Annotated in this window: 20 protein-coding genes; 19 read left to right on the top strand and 1 reads right to left on the bottom strand. The window is 39.1% G+C overall.

Annotation, left to right across the window (positions count from 1 at the left end; translation table 11 throughout):
• Positions 1–359 precede the first annotated feature (359 nt).
• Entirely contained in the window at positions 360–689 is a 330-nt protein-coding gene (locus QM917_RS10145; protein WP_049549671.1) for a hypothetical protein, read from the bottom strand.
• Positions 690–965: 276 nt separating this feature from the next.
• Between QM917_RS10145 and QM917_RS10140 the strand changes: the two genes are divergently transcribed.
• From QM917_RS10140 to QM917_RS10050, 19 genes are all read left to right on the top strand, one after another.
• Complete coding sequence (locus QM917_RS10140) at positions 966–1,304, top strand: LytTR family DNA-binding domain-containing protein (protein ID WP_248034717.1); 339 nt, start codon at positions 966–968, stop codon at positions 1,302–1,304.
• A gap of 4 nt (positions 1,305–1,308) precedes the next feature.
• Positions 1,309–2,046: a response regulator transcription factor gene (locus QM917_RS10135; RefSeq protein ID WP_414285673.1), complete on the top strand. Its 738-nt coding sequence runs from the start codon at positions 1,309–1,311 to the stop codon at positions 2,044–2,046.
• Positions 2,047–2,059: 13 nt separating this feature from the next.
• On the top strand, positions 2,060–3,400 hold the full coding sequence (locus QM917_RS10130; RefSeq protein ID WP_414285672.1) for a sensor histidine kinase: 1,341 nt from the start codon (positions 2,060–2,062) through the stop codon (positions 3,398–3,400).
• 615 nt (positions 3,401–4,015) lie between these two features.
• A complete protein-coding gene (locus tag QM917_RS10125; RefSeq protein ID WP_414285670.1) occupies positions 4,016–4,372 on the top strand; it encodes a hypothetical protein in 357 nt (118 codons plus the stop codon).
• A 352-nt stretch (positions 4,373–4,724) separates the two neighbouring features.
• Positions 4,725–5,129: an immunity protein gene (locus QM917_RS10120; RefSeq protein WP_414285668.1), complete on the top strand. Its 405-nt coding sequence runs from the start codon at positions 4,725–4,727 to the stop codon at positions 5,127–5,129.
• 132 nt (positions 5,130–5,261) lie between these two features.
• Positions 5,262–5,435 (top strand): hypothetical protein, encoded by a 174-nt coding sequence (locus tag QM917_RS10115; RefSeq protein WP_007555849.1) that lies wholly within the window; start codon positions 5,262–5,264, stop codon positions 5,433–5,435.
• 355 nt (positions 5,436–5,790) lie between these two features.
• A complete protein-coding gene (locus QM917_RS10110; protein ID WP_414285666.1) occupies positions 5,791–6,102 on the top strand; it encodes a role in replication in 312 nt (103 codons plus the stop codon).
• A gap of 320 nt (positions 6,103–6,422) precedes the next feature.
• A complete protein-coding gene (locus QM917_RS10105; RefSeq protein ID WP_414285664.1) occupies positions 6,423–7,112 on the top strand; it encodes a lysostaphin resistance A-like protein in 690 nt (229 codons plus the stop codon).
• 41 nt (positions 7,113–7,153) lie between these two features.
• Positions 7,154–7,402: an immunity protein BlpZ gene (gene blpZ, locus QM917_RS10100; RefSeq protein ID WP_414285663.1), complete on the top strand. Its 249-nt coding sequence runs from the start codon at positions 7,154–7,156 to the stop codon at positions 7,400–7,402.
• Positions 7,403–7,432: 30 nt separating this feature from the next.
• Complete coding sequence (locus QM917_RS10095; RefSeq protein ID WP_414285661.1) at positions 7,433–8,044, top strand: lysostaphin resistance A-like protein; 612 nt, start codon at positions 7,433–7,435, stop codon at positions 8,042–8,044.
• A gap of 161 nt (positions 8,045–8,205) precedes the next feature.
• Positions 8,206–9,000, top strand: a complete 795-nt coding sequence (gene ccrZ / locus QM917_RS10090) for a cell cycle regulator CcrZ (RefSeq protein ID WP_371559068.1) — start codon at positions 8,206–8,208, stop codon at positions 8,998–9,000.
• Positions 8,997–9,632: a tRNA (guanosine(46)-N7)-methyltransferase TrmB gene (gene trmB, locus QM917_RS10085; protein WP_001266101.1), complete on the top strand. Its 636-nt coding sequence runs from the start codon at positions 8,997–8,999 to the stop codon at positions 9,630–9,632. The genes ccrZ and trmB overlap by 4 nt, the downstream gene beginning before the upstream one ends.
• Before the next feature lie 126 nt (positions 9,633–9,758).
• Entirely contained in the window at positions 9,759–10,238 is a 480-nt protein-coding gene (gene rimP / locus QM917_RS10080) for a ribosome maturation factor RimP (protein WP_000338687.1), read from the top strand.
• Between the two features lie 42 nt (positions 10,239–10,280).
• The gene (gene nusA, locus QM917_RS10075; RefSeq protein ID WP_000032287.1) at positions 10,281–11,417 is read left to right on the top strand and encodes a transcription termination factor NusA; all 1,137 of its coding nucleotides are present in this window, start codon (positions 10,281–10,283) and stop codon (positions 11,415–11,417) included.
• Between the two features lie 22 nt (positions 11,418–11,439).
• Positions 11,440–11,733, top strand: a complete 294-nt coding sequence (rnpM, locus tag QM917_RS10070; RefSeq protein ID WP_000857562.1) for an RNase P modulator RnpM — start codon at positions 11,440–11,442, stop codon at positions 11,731–11,733.
• Positions 11,726–12,025, top strand: a complete 300-nt coding sequence (locus tag QM917_RS10065) for a YlxQ-related RNA-binding protein (RefSeq protein WP_223140590.1) — start codon at positions 11,726–11,728, stop codon at positions 12,023–12,025. Before rnpM ends, QM917_RS10065 begins: the two co-directional genes overlap by 8 nt.
• A 16-nt stretch (positions 12,026–12,041) precedes the next feature.
• Positions 12,042–14,795, top strand: coding sequence for a translation initiation factor IF-2 (gene infB / locus QM917_RS10060; protein WP_414285659.1), 2,754 nt, complete (start codon positions 12,042–12,044; stop codon positions 14,793–14,795).
• A 186-nt stretch (positions 14,796–14,981) separates the two neighbouring features.
• Positions 14,982–15,332, top strand: a complete 351-nt coding sequence (gene rbfA / locus QM917_RS10055; RefSeq protein ID WP_001273602.1) for a 30S ribosome-binding factor RbfA — start codon at positions 14,982–14,984, stop codon at positions 15,330–15,332.
• Positions 15,333–15,447: 115 nt separating this feature from the next.
• On the top strand, positions 15,448–15,524 hold a 77-nt coding region (locus tag QM917_RS10050), incomplete at its 3' end, for an IS630 transposase-related protein (RefSeq protein ID WP_138024939.1).

Raw genomic sequence — 15,524 nt, 5'->3', positions numbered from 1 at the left:
AGTTGTCTAAAGCTCTCTCCTTTCTTTCTTAATTCATATATTTGAACTTTATCTTCATAAGTTAATTTCATAATAAAAACACCCCAAAAGTTAGATTTTTATGTCTAACTTTTGGGGTGCAGTTCAATCTGTCTCAGCTTCTTTTTAGTTACTACAAGATAAGGGTTGGACCGTAGAGACTTATACTCTTCGAAAATCTCTTCAAACCACGTCAGCTTTATCTGCAACCTCAAAGCGGTGCTTTGATCAACCTGCGGCTAGCTTCCTAGTTTGCTCTTTGATTTTCATTGAGTATAACATTGCTTATATGATACTAAAAAAGAAGTTGAGTTCAATCTGTCTCAGCTTCTTTTTAGTTACTACAAGATAAGGGTTGGCCCGTAGAGACTCAACTTGGTTTTGACTTGGTCAAAGTGGAAGCGGTCATAGGCTCTCCAAGCGGCACGGGTAGGGGCATCTGGATTGAGAGCACTGAGGCCCATGAGAAGACTGGAAGTTTGGTAAAATTTTTCCAGCTCAATCAAGAATCGATTATCCACTGTCTCAGCTTTAGAGAGAAAGCAGAGGATATTGTCCAGTTGCTCCTGGAAACGGACATCGTCAGTTGTTGCCTGTTTGCAGACTTGGTAGGCTTTGTTTAACTCAGTTATCAGTGTCTGAGCTCTTTTGATTGGGTCTGTTTCTGTCATGAGAATTCCTCCTTTGTGATGGTTTTAAAGTTGTTTTAAGCCTTTGTCTTTCTAATCATAGCCTATCACTTTTTACTCTTTTTTTATCTACAAATCTTTAATTGTCATTGAAATTTCCTGAATGGTAATAGCGGGATTTTATGATAAAATAGTTGTAAGGTTATCATGGTTATTTAGTAAAAAATTCAACACTTTAGGAATTTTTGAGGACCGTTTAGGATTTGGTGAAAATTAGTTGCTAGACTTATGCTATCCTCTTTTTAGGAGGTTTTATCCATGAACTATATCATCATTCAAAAAGAGAAAGAAATTTTCAAATTAAACATAAAGGATATCTACTATATCCAAACGCATCCAAGTAAAGCCCATACCGTGCAGATTTTTACTAAAGAAGCTAGCTTTGATCTGTTTCAAAATTTAAGCAAGCTTGAGAAACAATATGGGGAAACCTTAACGAGATGTCATCGGAATTGTCTGGTCAACCTTGAACGAGTAAAATCCATGGAACTCCAATCAAAGACTCTTTTTCTTGGAGAAGAAGGTCGATATGCTGTTCAGTATTCCAGACGTCGTTATAGAGAAATTCGCCAAAAATGGTTGAAAGAAGGAGAGTAAGAAGATGAGAATTTTTGTTTTAGAAGATGATTTTTCCCAACAAGCAAGAATTGAAACGACAATTGAAAAACTTTTGAAAAAACAGAGTATCATTCCCAGTTCTTTTGAAGTCTTTGGGAAACCAGACCAACTGCTGGTAGAGGTGCATGAGAAGGGGGCGCATCAGCTTTTCTTTTTGGACATTGAGATTCGAAATGAAGAGATGAAGGGACTAGAAGTGGCTAGAAAGATTCGGGATCGGGATCCTTATGCTCTAATCGTCTTTGTGACGACACACTCAGAGTTTATGCCCCTGTCCTTTCGCTACCAAGTGTCAGCTTTGGACTACATTGATAAGGCCCTTTCGGCAGAGGAGTTTGAATCTCGGATTGAAACAGCCCTTCTCTATGCCAATAGTCAAGATAGTAAAAGCCTGGCGGAAGATTGCTTTTACTTTAAATCAAAATTTGCTCAATTCCAGTATCCTTTTAAAGAGGTTTACTATCTCGAAACGTCTCCAAGACCCCATCGTGTTATTCTCTATACCAAGACAGATAGGTTGGAATTTACGGCGAGTTTAGAGGAGGTTCTCAAGCAGGAGCCCCGTCTCTTGCAGTGCCATCGCTCTTTTCTCATCAATCCTGCCAATGTGGTTCGTTTGGATAAAAAAGAAAAACTTCTTTACTTTCCCAATGGTGGAAGCTGTATGATAGCGCGTTATAAGGTCAGGGAAGTGTCTGAAGCTATCAATAACTTGCATTGAGCTAGGAGAGTTTATGAATATTGCTTGGATATTATTGTATACACTTATTACTCATGGACTAGAAATTGTCATTTTCTTTAAGGTGGATGGAATTGGTCTCACTTTTGAGAGGATTTTTAAAGCCTTTCTTTTTAAGATACTGTTGGCCTTTGTTTTTTTAATGATTGGCTATATGGTAGGAGATAGTTTCCTATTTTATTTTATGGAACCCTTGTATGGCATCGGCTTGTCTTTCTTACTGTTAAGAGGGCTTCCTAAAAAACTCCTCTTCTTTTATGGTCTCTTTCCAATGATATTGGTGAATCTCTTTTATAGAGGGGTCTCCTATTTTGTGCTTCCATTTTGGGGACAAGAAATTGTAGATAAAGATAGCAATCCTATCTTTTTATTGATGACGATATTCGTTTGCTTCATAGTTTTAGTCTTTTTGAAATGGTTGGACTATGATTTCACTAACTTGAGAAAGGAGATTCTAGATAAAGGTTTTCAAAAGTCCCTGACTAAGATTAACTGGATAATGGGGGCTTACTATCTAGTGATGCAAAGTCTGTCTTTCTTTGAATATGAACAAGGTATTCAATCAACGACTGTTCGCCATCTCATCCTAGTGTTTTACCTACTCTTTTTTATGGGGATTATCAAAAAGCTGGATACCTATTTGAAGGACAAACTCCATGAGAGATTGGACCAAGAGCAGACCTTGCGCTATAGAGATATGGAACGCTATAGTCGGCATATAGAGGAACTTTACAAGGAAGTACGGAGTTTTCGCCATGACTACACTAACCTCTTGACCAGCTTACGTCTGGGCATTGAAGAGGAGGATATGGAGCAGATAAAAGAGGTCTACGACTCCGTCTTGAAGGACTCCAGTCAGAAATTGCAGGACAATAAATATGACCTTGGACGATTGGTGAATGTTCGGGACCGTGCCCTCAAAAGTCTCCTAGCAGGCAAATTTCTAAAAGCCAGAGAAAAGGATATTGTCTTTAATGTCGAAGTTCCTGAGGAAATTCAAGTCGAGAGTATGAGTCTGCTTGATTTTCTGACTATTGTGTCTATCCTATGTGACAATGCTATTGAAGCTAGTGTAGAGGCCAGTCAGCCTCATGTCTCAATCGCCTTTATAAAAAATGGAGCACAGGAGACCTTTATCATTGAAAACTCCATCAAAGAAGAGGGGATAGATGTTTCTGAAATATTCTCTTTTGGAGTTAGTTCTAAAGGGAAGGGCCGAGGTGTTGGTCTCTATACCGTTATGAAGCTTGTGGAAACTTATCCTAATACTAGTTTAAATACCACCTGTCAAAATCAAGTCTTTCGTCAGGTACTTACTATGATACATACAGAATGATGAAAATAAGACCGAGAATTCTTGTTTCTCGGTCTGTATGGCTGAATAGTTAATCAAAGTAATTTTGAGTTACAGTAAATTGCTTGTATAAAATAATTTTCTCTATCATCAACCATCGGGAGAGGTTTCTAATTTTTGAAATTTAATAGCTAAATCAATCATTTTTTCTCCTTTTGTATTTCTTATAATTAACATGACACGATATAATGGAAGTAATAATTAACACACCTCCAATAATAAAGTTTAATAAATCCTGATGCTCTACAACTATGTACAGACCAAATAAACATAGGCCAAATTGCGAACTACAGTTTTGAAATTTCATCAAGCCCCCACCCCCATTTTACAAAATTGATATACACTCTAACTTGGTCCATACAATATACCTTATAGGTATTTACTATGAATAAAACCTATAAGATTAATACATTTCTTTTTTGTCTTGTTGCAACTTTGACAAGTTTAGTATAGTACTATTTTTAAAAAATTTTCATCCAAATCTTGAATGGTTATTGAAACATCTTGAATTGAACAAAGAACTTTCTCCTTACCAAAATAATGAATATCATTCAGAAACCAAAAATAATATATACTCTAGTTTGTGAGGTATCCTATATGAATAAGAAATCCTATTTTATAGCTTGTTCTCTACTAATCATCCTATCAAATCTTCTCATTTTTTCTCTAGTCAAGGAGGGAGAAGGTACAGGAGCTAATCTGATTATAATTGTTACAACCTGTGTCTTGCTACCAGCCTTTTTACATGCAGTTGAAAATCAGCAGACATCATTGGTTAGGGCGGAATCCATATTCCTCATTCAGATGGCAGTGATGTCCTTAGTCCGTCTCATCAGCCAAATAGAGAGGACACCTGAAATCATACATACAGGCCTCACTCTACTAGTTTTAGCAAGCTGGCTAGTCTTTATCGTCCTAGCTATCATGAGAATGTATCAGAAGAAAGGGAAGTAAGGATGAGTGCATTTTAATTTGTTATGTTTTATTAGGGCAAGCATGTTTTCCGTGCTTGCTTTTTCTACAATTTAGGAGATTTTGATGACCATTCATGATTTGGGTGCAAAACCTAAATAAATCAGTGCTATACTAAGAGTGTAAAGGGGGCAGCTCATCTAAGATAAAGCACACATTTAGGAGGAAATCTTATGAGGAAAAAAATACTTATCATTTTCATTTTGTATCTGATCATGTCCATCTTTCTTTATCCGCTTAGGGAGAGTATTTGGTATCAGCTATTTTATACCATAGCCTATCTGATTGCAGTTATAATCTATTTTGCTTTAATGAAAAAGAAAGGAGCAAAGAAATGAAAACTTTTCTTGCTAAAAAACGGAATATCTTCCTTGCGAGATTGTTCCTAGGTCAGTTGCCCTTGCTTGTCTCTACTTATCTATTTCTATCTCGTCAGTTTTTACATTTTTCCTTAGTTTTCCAATTTCTTTTAGTGGTTATTAACTTGGCTTCTATTTTGGTCACTGTTTATCTCACTAGGGAAATGAGAATAAGAGAGTTTGAAGATGATGATTTGGTTAGTCCTAGAACCAATCAACTCATGTATATCGGCTTGACAGGTTTTATGTCTATTATTTGTTTGTATAGGGGTATCACAGCAGGGGAATTCTATCAGCAAATAATTGCCTATATTGGTGCTATTCTCTGCTTGCTTATCATGCTTCTGCTCATTTGGGGTTTGAAGTATTATAAAAAGTAGGGTTTAATGAAGTTTTTGCAATTCAAGATGTTTCGATGATAATTCAAGATTAGGATGCAAAACCTAAAAAAACAATGCTATACTAAAATTGCAAGGATATCAAAGCTAAACAAAAATAAGGGAGTGAATCTTATGGCGAAAAAAATAATTACGATTGTCATCTTGTATGTAATCATGCAAACTTGTCTTTATCCGCTTAGAGGAAATGAGTGGTATTATGTAATGGATGCACTAGCATACTTTGCTTCGGTTTATATCTTCGTTCAGTTCAATAAAAAATGGAGAAAAAGCCACTTTGAATCTTGAACATAGAAGTTTTATAGGTCTAGAATGGATCATCTAAATAGAATGAATAGTTTTAAATTAATATCTGCTAAGTATTATCTGTGAAATACAAAAATGTTGCATCCTTATTTTGATAATTCTAAAAGGAGGAATCATATGAAAAAGTATGTCGAATTGTTAGATTTATGTGCCCGAGTTGTAATAATATTGCTATCTCTTGTTCTTTGTATAAGAGTACTCATGATTTCAACTGAACTCTGGAGAAATGTTCTTGTACTGGTAAGTACCCCTGTTACGATCTATAGTCTGCTAAAACATAGACCAGGCAAGAAGAACATAAAAACCCTGTGATAGTCTTAAAAGAAAGATTAAAAAGATGCAAGCAAAATATAAAAATCAAATAGCAGAAGTTTGGGAAATTGGTAAAGACACTCCTAAACCAAGTTGGGTAGAAGACGCCTTGCAAAAGAATTACATAGTATGGCTAGACAATCATGTCCGAATTTTAATGGCAGGCCTTCAGTCTTCTCTTGTAACCAATCTCAAAATTGGCCTAGTCGGAACAGCAGGAGGAGGTTTTGCTGGTTATAGTATGTATGTCCTTGGCTATCCAGGAGATTATCTTGACCTCACAAATCATAGAGTGGTATCTGCCACAACTTTTCATCGAGACTATCAAGTTTTATAAAATGATTAGGTAGAAAAAAGATGATGGTCTATCATTTTGAAAAGAATTGACTGCCTAGATGATGAAAAATATAAAGTTTTTAACAGCAACAAAAGTACACAAGGGTAGATGTATTAGCTTATCAAAGTCATGGTGATAGCTACCGAGACTGAATGATAGAGGATTAATACTCAATGAAAATCAAAGAGCAAACTAGGAAGCTAGCCGCAATCTGTACTTGAGTACGGTAAGGCGACGATGACGTGGTTTGAATTTGATTTTCGAAGAGTATAAATGATAATTGGTGGCGGTTACGATATCAAAGCTATTAGGGAGTTTCTATGAAAAAATATTCTATTCTTTTCAAAACGAGTGCAGTCCTTTCCTATTTGTTTTTGTTTTTCGGGTTGTCTTGGACAACCCAATTTTGGAGAAATTATTGGGAGTTCTCGTCTTGGGTAGGAAATCTTATCTGGATTCGAAACATCATCAGTCTTCTCTTTATAGGCCTGATGGTTTGGATTTTAATCAGGTCGGGTCATGCTTATCTCTTTTGTATCCCTAGGAAAAAGTGGGTGAGTTATTCTGTTCTGACGGTGTTAGCAGCTGTCGTTCTTATAAGCTTTAACTATCTGACAGCTAAACATGTTCAGGGGACAAACGAAGGTTGGAATTTATTTATTGCCTATAGTGAGACCAATTTTGCAGAGTTCGGTGTTTACCTAACCTTAATAGTACTAGGGCCTCTGATGGAAGAATTGGTATGTAGGGGACTGCTTCAACATGCCTTCTTTAAGAATTCAAGATGGGGACTGGATATTCTATTTCCGTCGGTTTTGTTCGCCTTACCCCATTTTTCAAGTTTTCCTAGTCTACTAGACATCCTGGTTTATACAGCAGTTGGATGTATATTTGGTGGTTTGACACGCTATACCAAGACTATCTATCCTTCTTACACGATTCATATTGTTAATAATATCATCGCAAACTTACCATTTTTGCTCACTTTTCTACATAGGGTCTTGGGGTAAAAAACCAAAAGGCTTGATTTTCAGCCATAGAGGAGTTCATCATGTATAAACACTTATTTTTCCTAGATTCAAAAACCTTAGACTGGTTGACGCCCTATATTCTAGACTTGGCTTCTGACACCATTGCCTTTAATGTTTTTGTGCTAACCTTTGTATCTGTTGTGGTCTTTTATTTCCTAAATCCCATGCTATCTTTAATGGCTATCTTCTTAGGGGGTGGTTATGTGGTCGGATTTTGGTTACTCAAATGGTTTGTTTTGGAAAGGCTAGCACTAAAGGATGATGTGTAGGGAAGTCTGTTTGGTGAGGAGGATAGTTTTATGGATTTTTTTGATAAATTTCATGCCTTTTGTTTTGGATTTTTAGTATTACTAATCGTCATTACAGTTCCTTATACGATTAACCATGGGGATTTTTTTCAAAATGAATCCGCATTGATTATTGTAAGTCTTCTAGTAACCTTGCTGAGTGTTGCTTATGCTAGAAAGTTTGAAATGATTTCTTTTGGGATGTTAAGCAAGAAACAATTTTTACTTTTCATTGCAATCTTTCTTCTAAGTGTGCTTGAGACGCTAGTTTATATTCATTTCTTCGCTGTTTCTTCTGGAGCAGGAGTTCAACACTTGGAGGAAGTCAGCAGAGGAATTTCTCTGTCTTTGATTTTGACTACCTCAGTTTTTGGACCCATCCAGGAGGAACTCATTTTCAGGGGACTTCTTCAAGGTGCGGTTTTTGAAAATTCTTGGTTAGGGCTTGTGCTAACTTCCTCTCTCTTTTCTTTCATGCATGGACCTTCTAATGTCCCTTCGTTTATTTTTTATCTACTTGGGGGCTTGTTACTGGGCTTTGCTTATAAAAAGAGCCAAAATCTATGGGTTTCTACTCTAGTCCATATGTTTTACAACAGTTGGCCACTCTTATTTTATTTATAAAAATCATGAAAGGTAAGTAGGAGATTGTGCTTACCTTTTTCTTTCTATAATGATAACCCAACCCACCCCAGAGGCTTTTATTTTAGAATCAGGTCTGGACTGGTTGACGAATAGCCTAAAAACTAGTAGAATAGTAAGGAAACTTTATACGGAGGAAAGAAATGGACTTGGGTGATATTGAGCTAACGCTGACCCCTATACCTGGGAAAAGCGGAAAAGCTTATATGGGAAGCTACCCTGATGGGAAGCGCGTCTTTATTAAAATGAACACCTCTCCAATCCTACCTGGTTTAGCCAAGGAACAAATCGCTCCTCAATTATTATGGACTCGCCGTTTATCGGATGGGCGTGATATGTGTGCCCAAGAATGGTTGAATGGTAAAATTTTGACCCCTTATGATATGAATCGCAAGCAGATTATCAATATTCTGAGTCGTTTGCATCGTTCGCGTCCTTTGATGACGCAATTGACTCGTTTGGGCTATTCTTTAGAAACACCTTTAGACTTGCTTCAGGCTTGGTTAAAAGATGCTCCAGAATCCTTGAAGAACAATCAATATCTAAGAATGGTAGTAGAGGATTTGCGAGGAAGCTTGCCAAACTTTAGGGAAGATTATGCAACGATCGTTCATGGAGATGTACGACATAGTAATTGGATTGAGACAGAGAGCGGTCTTGTTTATTTAGTGGATTGGGATTCCGTTCGTTTAACGGATCGCATGTTTGATGTAGCGCATATGCTATGTCACTATATTCCAGACTATCAGTGGAAAGAGTGGTTGACTTATTACGGTTATAAATACAACCAGACAGTCATCAACAAACTATTTTGGTATGCTCAGTTATCCTTCTTGAGCCAGATTGCCAAATATTATACAAATGAAGATCTAGAAAATGTCAATCGGGAGATTTATGCCTTGCGTATCTTCCGTGACAAGTATGGAAAGAAGAGATGAGAGTTAGAAATCGTAAAGGGGCAACAGAATTACTAGAGGCTAATCCTCAGTATGTTGTCTTAAATCCTTTAGAAGCCAAAGGGAAATGGCGAGATTTATTTGGAAATGACAATCCTATCCATGTTGAGGTTGGTAGTGGTAAGGGTGCTTTTGTGACAGGTATGGCCAAACAAAACCCTAATATCAACTATATCGGGATTGATATTCAAAAGTCTGTTTTGAGTTATGCCTTGGACAAGGTCTTGGAAGTTGCAGTACCCAATATCAAGTTGTTGTGGGTTGATGGTTCAGATTTGACTGACTACTTTGAAGATGGTGAGATTGATCGCTTGTACCTAAACTTTTCAGATCCGTGGCCTAAAAAACGCCATGAAAAGCGTCGTCTAACCTATAAAAGTTTCTTGGATACCTTCAAGCGTATCTTGCCTGAACACGGTGAGATTCATTTCAAGACAGATAACCGTGGCTTGTTTGAATATAGTCTAGTGAGTTTTTCTCAATATGGCATGAAACTTAATGGCGTTTGGTTGGACTTGCATGCCAGTGACTTTGAAGGTAATGTCATGACAGAATACGAGCAAAAATTCTCAAGTAAGGGTCAAGTTATCTACCGAGTTGAGGCAGAATTTTAAGAAAAAGCTTAAAATCAAGCCTTCTGAGTGCTTATACTTTACATAAGTGGTCAAAAGTGCTATACTGTAAGTAAGAATATGAGAAAGTGAGGCGGGGAAATATCTTCGCCTCTTGCTTATGAGGAGGTGGACGCAATCGCAACTATCGTAGAATTAGTCAGAGAAGTCGTAGAACCTGTCATTGAAGCTCCCTTTGAACTCGTGGATATCGAGTACGGAAAGATTGGCAGTGACATGATTCTTAGTATTTTTGTAGATAAACCAGAGGGAATTACCTTGAACGACACAGCGGACTTGACAGAAATCATCAGTCCTGTCCTAGATACTATCAAGCCAGATCCCTTCCCAGAACAATATTTCCTAGAAATCACCAGTCCAGGCTTGGAGCGTCCTTTGAAAACCAAGGAAGCAGTCGCTGGAGCAGTTGGGAAATACATCCATGTTGGACTTTACCAAGCCATCGATAAGCAAAAGGTCTTTGAAGGAACCTTGCTAGCCTTTGAAGAGGATGAGTTGACTATGGAGTATATGGACAAGACTCGTAAGAAAACAGTCCAAATCCCATACAGTTTGGTATCAAAAGCACGTTTAGCAGTAAAATTATAGTAAAAGAAAGGAAGCTTTTGAAGATTCAAAAGTGAATAGAAGATGAGTAAAGAAATGCTAGAGGCCTTCCGCATTTTGGAAGAAGACAAGGGAATCAAAAAAGAAGACATCATTGATGCAGTGGTGGAATCACTTCGTTCAGCCTATCGCAGACGCTATGGGCAGTCTGATAGTGTAGCCATTGATTTCAACGAAAAGACAGGTGACTTTACAGTTTATACTGTTCGTGAAGTTGTTGATGAAGTATTTGATAGCCGTTTGGAAATCAGCTTGAAAGATGCTCTTGCCATTAACTCAGCTTACGAGCTTGGGGACAAGATTAAATTTGAAGAAGCACCAGGTGAGTTTGGTCGTGTAGCAGCTCAGTCTGCCAAACAAACCATCATGGAAAAAATGCGCAAGCAAACACGTGCCATTACCTACAACACCTACAAAGAGCATGAGCAAGAAATCATGTCAGGTACAGTAGAGCGTTTTGATAATCGCTTTATCTATGTCAACCTTGGCAGCATCGAAGCTCAATTGTCAAAACAAGACCAAATCCCTGGTGAAGTCTTTGCTTCTCACGATCGTATCGAAGTTTATGTCTACAAGGTTGAAGACAATCCTCGTGGTGTGAATGTCTTTGTAAGTCGTAGCCACCCAGAAATGATCAAACGCTTGATGGAACAAGAAATTCCTGAAGTTTATGACGGAACAGTTGAGATCATGAGCGTGGCTCGTGAAGCAGGTGACCGTACAAAGGTTGCTGTTCGTAGCCACAATCCAAACGTGGATGCGATCGGGACAATCGTCGGACGTGGTGGTGCTAACATCAAGAAAATCACTAGCAAATTCCACCCAGCTCGCTACGATGCTAAGAGCGATCGTATGGTTCCAATCGAAGAAAACATCGACGTTATCGAATGGGTAGCAGATCCAGCTGAATTTATCTACAACGCTATCGCTCCTGCAGAAGTTGACCAAGTTATCTTTGATGAAAACGACAGTAAACGTGCCTTGGTCGTTGTGCCAGATAACAAGCTTTCTCTTGCGATTGGTCGTCGTGGACAAAACGTTCGTTTGGCAGCTCACTTGACTGGCTACCGTATCGATATCAAGTCTGCAAGTGAGTTTGAAGCCATGGAAGCAGCAGAACAAGCTGACCAGGTAGAAACAGACGAATTGGTCGAAGAATAAAAGCTGATCAGAGGAGGGAAGGATGAAAACTAGAAAAATCCCTTTGCGCAAGTCTGTTGTGTCCAATGAAGTGATTGATAAGCGCGATTTACTCCGTATTGTCAAGAACAAAGAGGGACAGGTCTTTATCGACCCGACAGGCAAGGCTAATGGTCGTGGTGCTTATATCAAGCTAGACAATGCAGAAGCCCTTGAGGCCAAAAAGAAAAAAGTCTTTAACCGTAGCTTTAGTATGGAAGTTGAAGAGAGCTTTTATGACGAGTTGATTGCCTATGTCGATCACAAAGTGAAAAGAAGAGAGTTAGGACTTGAATAAACAAAAAATTGCCAATCTCTTGGGACTTGCTCAGAGAGCAGGGAAAATCATCTCGGGTGAAGAAATGGTCGTCAAGGCTATCCAAGACCAGAAAGTAAAACTGGTATTTCTCGCCCATGATGCTGGTCCCAACCTGACCAAGAAGATTCAGGATAAAAGTCATTATTATCAAGTAGAAGTTATTACCGTGTTTTCAACACTGGAATTAAGCATAGCAGTCGGAAAATCAAGAAAAGTTTTGGCTGTGACAGATGCTGGATTTACAAAGAAAATGAGGTCTCTTATGGAATAGAAGAGGAGGACATGATTTGTCTAAGAAAAGATTGTACGAAATCGCAAAAGAACTTGGAAAAGAAAGTAAAGAAGTTGTAGCGCGTGCAAAAGAGTTGGGCTTGGATGTAAAAAGCCACTCATCAAGTGTGGAGGAAGCAGCTGCTTCAAAAATCGTAGCAAGTTTTAAACCTGCTCCTGCTCCAAAGGTAGAATCGAAACCTGTGGCTCCAAAGCCAGTTGTCACTAAGGAAGAGGCAAAACCAGCAGCAACTGTTGCTCCTAAAGAAGAAAAAGTGGCACCAGCAAAACCACAGAGTCGAAACTTTAAGGCTGAGCGTGAAGCACGTGCAAAAGAGCAGGCTGAACGACGCAAGCAAAATAAGGGCAATAACCGTGACCACCAGCAAAGTGGAAATCGTCAAAAAAATGATAACCGTAATGGTGGTAAACAAGGTCAAGGGAATCGCGACAACCGCCGATTCAATGATCAAGGTAAAAAACAACAAGGTCAGCAAAATCGTGGGAATGATCGTCGTCAGCAAGAGGATAAACGTCCAAATCAAGCAGGCCCACGTATTGACTTTAAAGCCCGTGCAGCTGCTCTAAAGGCAGAGCAAAATGCAGAATATGCTCGTTCAAGTGAGGAACGCTTCAAGCAGACTCAAGCTGCCAAAGAAGCCTTGGCCCAAGCAAATAAACGCAAGGAGCCTGAGGAAATCTTTGAAGAAGTCGCTAAATTAGCTGAACAAGTAAAGCCAGTTCAACCAGTGGTTGAAGTAGCACCTGCAGCTAAAGAACCTGTAGTGGATACACGTCGTAAGAAACAAGCTCGACCAGACAAAGAACGTGATGATTTCGATCACGAAGAAGATGGTCCTAGAAAACAACAAAAGAATCGAAGTAGTCAAAATCAAGTGAGAAATCAAAGAAATAGTAACTGGAACAATAACAAAAAGAATAAAAAAGGCAATAAGCAAAACAACCGTAATCAGGCACCAAAACCTGTTACAGAGCGTAAGTTCCATGAATTGCCAACAGAATTTGAATATACAGATGGTATGACCGTTGCGGAAATCGCAAAACGTATCAAACGCGAACCAGCTGAGATTGTTAAGAAACTCTTCATGATGGGTGTGATGGCGACACAAAACCAGTCCTTGGACGGTGAAACAATCGAACTCCTCATGGTAGATTACGGTATTGATGCTAAACAAAAGGTTGAAGTCGATAATGCTGATATCGAACGTTTCTTTGCTGAAGAGGGTTATCTCAATGAAGATGAACTCGTAGAGCGTCCACCAGTTGTAACGATCATGGGACACGTTGACCATGGTAAAACAACCCTTTTGGATACCCTTCGTAATTCTCGTGTTGCAACAGGTGAAGCTGGTGGTATCACTCAGCATATCGGTGCGTATCAGATTGAGGAAAATGGTAAGAAGATTACCTTCCTTGATACACCAGGACACGCGGCCTTTACATCTATGCGTGCGCGTGGTGCTTCTGTTACCGATATTACTATCTTGGTCGTAGCGGCAGATGACGGGGTAATGCCTCAGACTATCGAAGCCATCAACCACTCAAAAGCAGCTAATGTCCCAATCATCGTAGCTATCAATAAAATCGATAAACCAGGTGCTAATCCAGAACGTGTTATCGGTGAATTGGCTGAACATGGTGTTATGTCAACAGCTTGGGGTGGCGATTCTGAGTTTGTAGAAATCTCAGCTAAATTCAACCAAAATATCGATGAACTCTTGGAAACTGTTCTACTTGTGGCTGAAATTCAAGAGCTCAAAGCTGATCCAACAGTTCGTGCCATCGGTACTGTTATCGAAGCTCGTTTGGATAAAGGAAAAGGTGCAGTTGCAACCCTTCTTGTTCAACAAGGTACTTTGAATGTCCAAGATCCAATCGTTGTCGGAAATACTTTTGGACGTGTCCGTGCTATGACCAACGACCTCGGACGTCGTGTGAAGGTTGCAGGCCCATCAACACCAGTATCGATCACTGGTTTGAATGAAGCGCCAATGGCAGGTGACCACTTTGCTGTTTACGAAGATGAAAAATCTGCGCGTGCAGCTGGTGAAGAACGTGCTAAACGTGCTCTTATGAAGCAACGTCAAGCTACTCAACGTGTCAGCCTTGAAAACCTCTTTGATACCCTTAAAGCAGGAGAACTCAAGTCTGTTAACGTCATCATCAAGGCTGACGTACAAGGTTCTGTTGAAGCTCTCTCTGCATCACTTCAAAAGATTGATGTGGAAGGCGTTAAAGTAACTATTGTTCACTCAGCAGTAGGTGCTATCAATGAATCTGACGTGACTCTTGCCGAAGCTTCAAATGCCTTTATCGTTGGTTTCAATGTACGCCCTACACCACAAGCTCGTCAACAAGCAGAAGCTGACGATGTAGAAATCCGTCTCCACAGCATCATCTACAAGGTTATCGAAGAGATGGAAGAAGCCATGAAAGGGATGCTTGACCCAGAATTTAAAGAAAAAATTATTGGTGAAGCGATCATCCGCGAAACCTTCAAGGTATCTAAAGTGGGAACAATCGGTGGCTTTATGGTTACCAGCGGTAAAGTTACCCGTGACTCTAAAGTCCGTGTTATCCGTGATGGTGTTGTTATTTACGATGGCGCTCTAGCTAGCTTGAAACACTATAAAGATGACGTTAAAGAAGTTACAAACGGCCGTGAAGGTGGTCTCATGATTGATGGCTACAATGATCTCCAGATGGATGATGTGATTGAAGCTTATATCATGGAAGAAATCAAGAGATAATTTTTTGCTCCTTTCTTTAGTGGCGAAGGACGCAAGCAAACCCATGGTTTCATAACTTTCACCACGGCGAAAGAAGCGAGTAATTTCAAATTGAAATTCATTTCAATTTGAAATGGTTATCAATAACTCAAGAAAAGCTAGGTCTGCTGGCCTAGCTTTTGGTTCAATTGAGAGAAAGGAAGAAATATGGCAAATCATTTCCGTACGGATCGTGTGGGCATGGAGATCAAGCGCGAAGTCAATGAGATTTTGCAAAAGAAAGTCCGTGATCCGCGTGTCCAAGGTGTGACCATCACTGATGTTCAGATGCTAGGTGACTTGTCTGTTGCTAAGGTCTACTACACTATTTTGAGTAACCTGGCTTCAGATAATCAAAAAGCTCAAGTCGGACTTGAAAAAGCAACTGGTACTATCAAACGTGAACTGGGTCGCAATTTGAAATTGTACAAAATTCCAGACTTAACTTTCGTCAAAGACGAATCCATCGAATATGGAAACAAGATTGACGAGATGCTACGCAATCTGGATAAAAACTAAGTAGAAAGAGGGGCAACCCTCTTTTTTGTGGCTATAAGTCGGTCATTGTCTAGTCAGATTATATAAATATAGTAAAATGAACCTAAAACAGTACATAATGTGGTATAATCTTCTTATGGCATATTCAATAGATTTTCGTAAAAAAGTTCTCTCCTATTGTGAGCGAACAGGTAGTATAACAGAAGCATCACA

The sequence above is a fragment of the Streptococcus infantis genome (assembly GCF_047460685.1).
Taxonomy (GTDB): Bacteria; Bacillota; Bacilli; order Lactobacillales; family Streptococcaceae; genus Streptococcus; species Streptococcus infantis_AD.
The sequence above is the reverse complement of the archived record's forward strand: the minus strand, read 5'-3'. Positions and strand labels throughout refer to the sequence as shown.

Excerpts from the sequence above, each read along its gene's own strand:
- rnpM (WP_000857562.1), top strand. The coding sequence starts at position 11,440 with ATGAAAACTAGAAAAATCCCTTTGCGCAAGTCTGTTGTGTCCAATGAA.
- QM917_RS10120 (WP_414285668.1), top strand. The coding sequence starts at position 4,725 with ATGAAAACTTTTCTTGCTAAAAAACGGAATATCTTCCTTGCGAGATTG.
- QM917_RS10145 (WP_049549671.1), bottom strand. The coding sequence starts at position 689 with ATGACAGAAACAGACCCAATCAAAAGAGCTCAGACACTGATAACTGAG.
- rbfA (WP_001273602.1), top strand. The coding sequence starts at position 14,982 with ATGGCAAATCATTTCCGTACGGATCGTGTGGGCATGGAGATCAAGCGC.
- QM917_RS10130 (WP_414285672.1), top strand. The coding sequence starts at position 2,060 with ATGAATATTGCTTGGATATTATTGTATACACTTATTACTCATGGACTA.
- QM917_RS10105 (WP_414285664.1), top strand. The coding sequence starts at position 6,423 with ATGAAAAAATATTCTATTCTTTTCAAAACGAGTGCAGTCCTTTCCTAT.
- nusA (WP_000032287.1), top strand. The coding sequence starts at position 10,281 with ATGAGTAAAGAAATGCTAGAGGCCTTCCGCATTTTGGAAGAAGACAAG.
- blpZ (WP_414285663.1), top strand. The coding sequence starts at position 7,154 with ATGTATAAACACTTATTTTTCCTAGATTCAAAAACCTTAGACTGGTTG.
- QM917_RS10135 (WP_414285673.1), top strand. The coding sequence starts at position 1,309 with ATGAGAATTTTTGTTTTAGAAGATGATTTTTCCCAACAAGCAAGAATT.
- trmB (WP_001266101.1), top strand. The coding sequence starts at position 8,997 with ATGAGAGTTAGAAATCGTAAAGGGGCAACAGAATTACTAGAGGCTAAT.
- QM917_RS10140 (WP_248034717.1), top strand. The coding sequence starts at position 966 with ATGAACTATATCATCATTCAAAAAGAGAAAGAAATTTTCAAATTAAAC.
- ccrZ (WP_371559068.1), top strand. The coding sequence starts at position 8,206 with ATGGACTTGGGTGATATTGAGCTAACGCTGACCCCTATACCTGGGAAA.
- QM917_RS10115 (WP_007555849.1), top strand. The coding sequence starts at position 5,262 with ATGGCGAAAAAAATAATTACGATTGTCATCTTGTATGTAATCATGCAA.
- QM917_RS10125 (WP_414285670.1), top strand. The coding sequence starts at position 4,016 with ATGAATAAGAAATCCTATTTTATAGCTTGTTCTCTACTAATCATCCTA.
- QM917_RS10110 (WP_414285666.1), top strand. The coding sequence starts at position 5,791 with ATGCAAGCAAAATATAAAAATCAAATAGCAGAAGTTTGGGAAATTGGT.
- QM917_RS10095 (WP_414285661.1), top strand. The coding sequence starts at position 7,433 with ATGGATTTTTTTGATAAATTTCATGCCTTTTGTTTTGGATTTTTAGTA.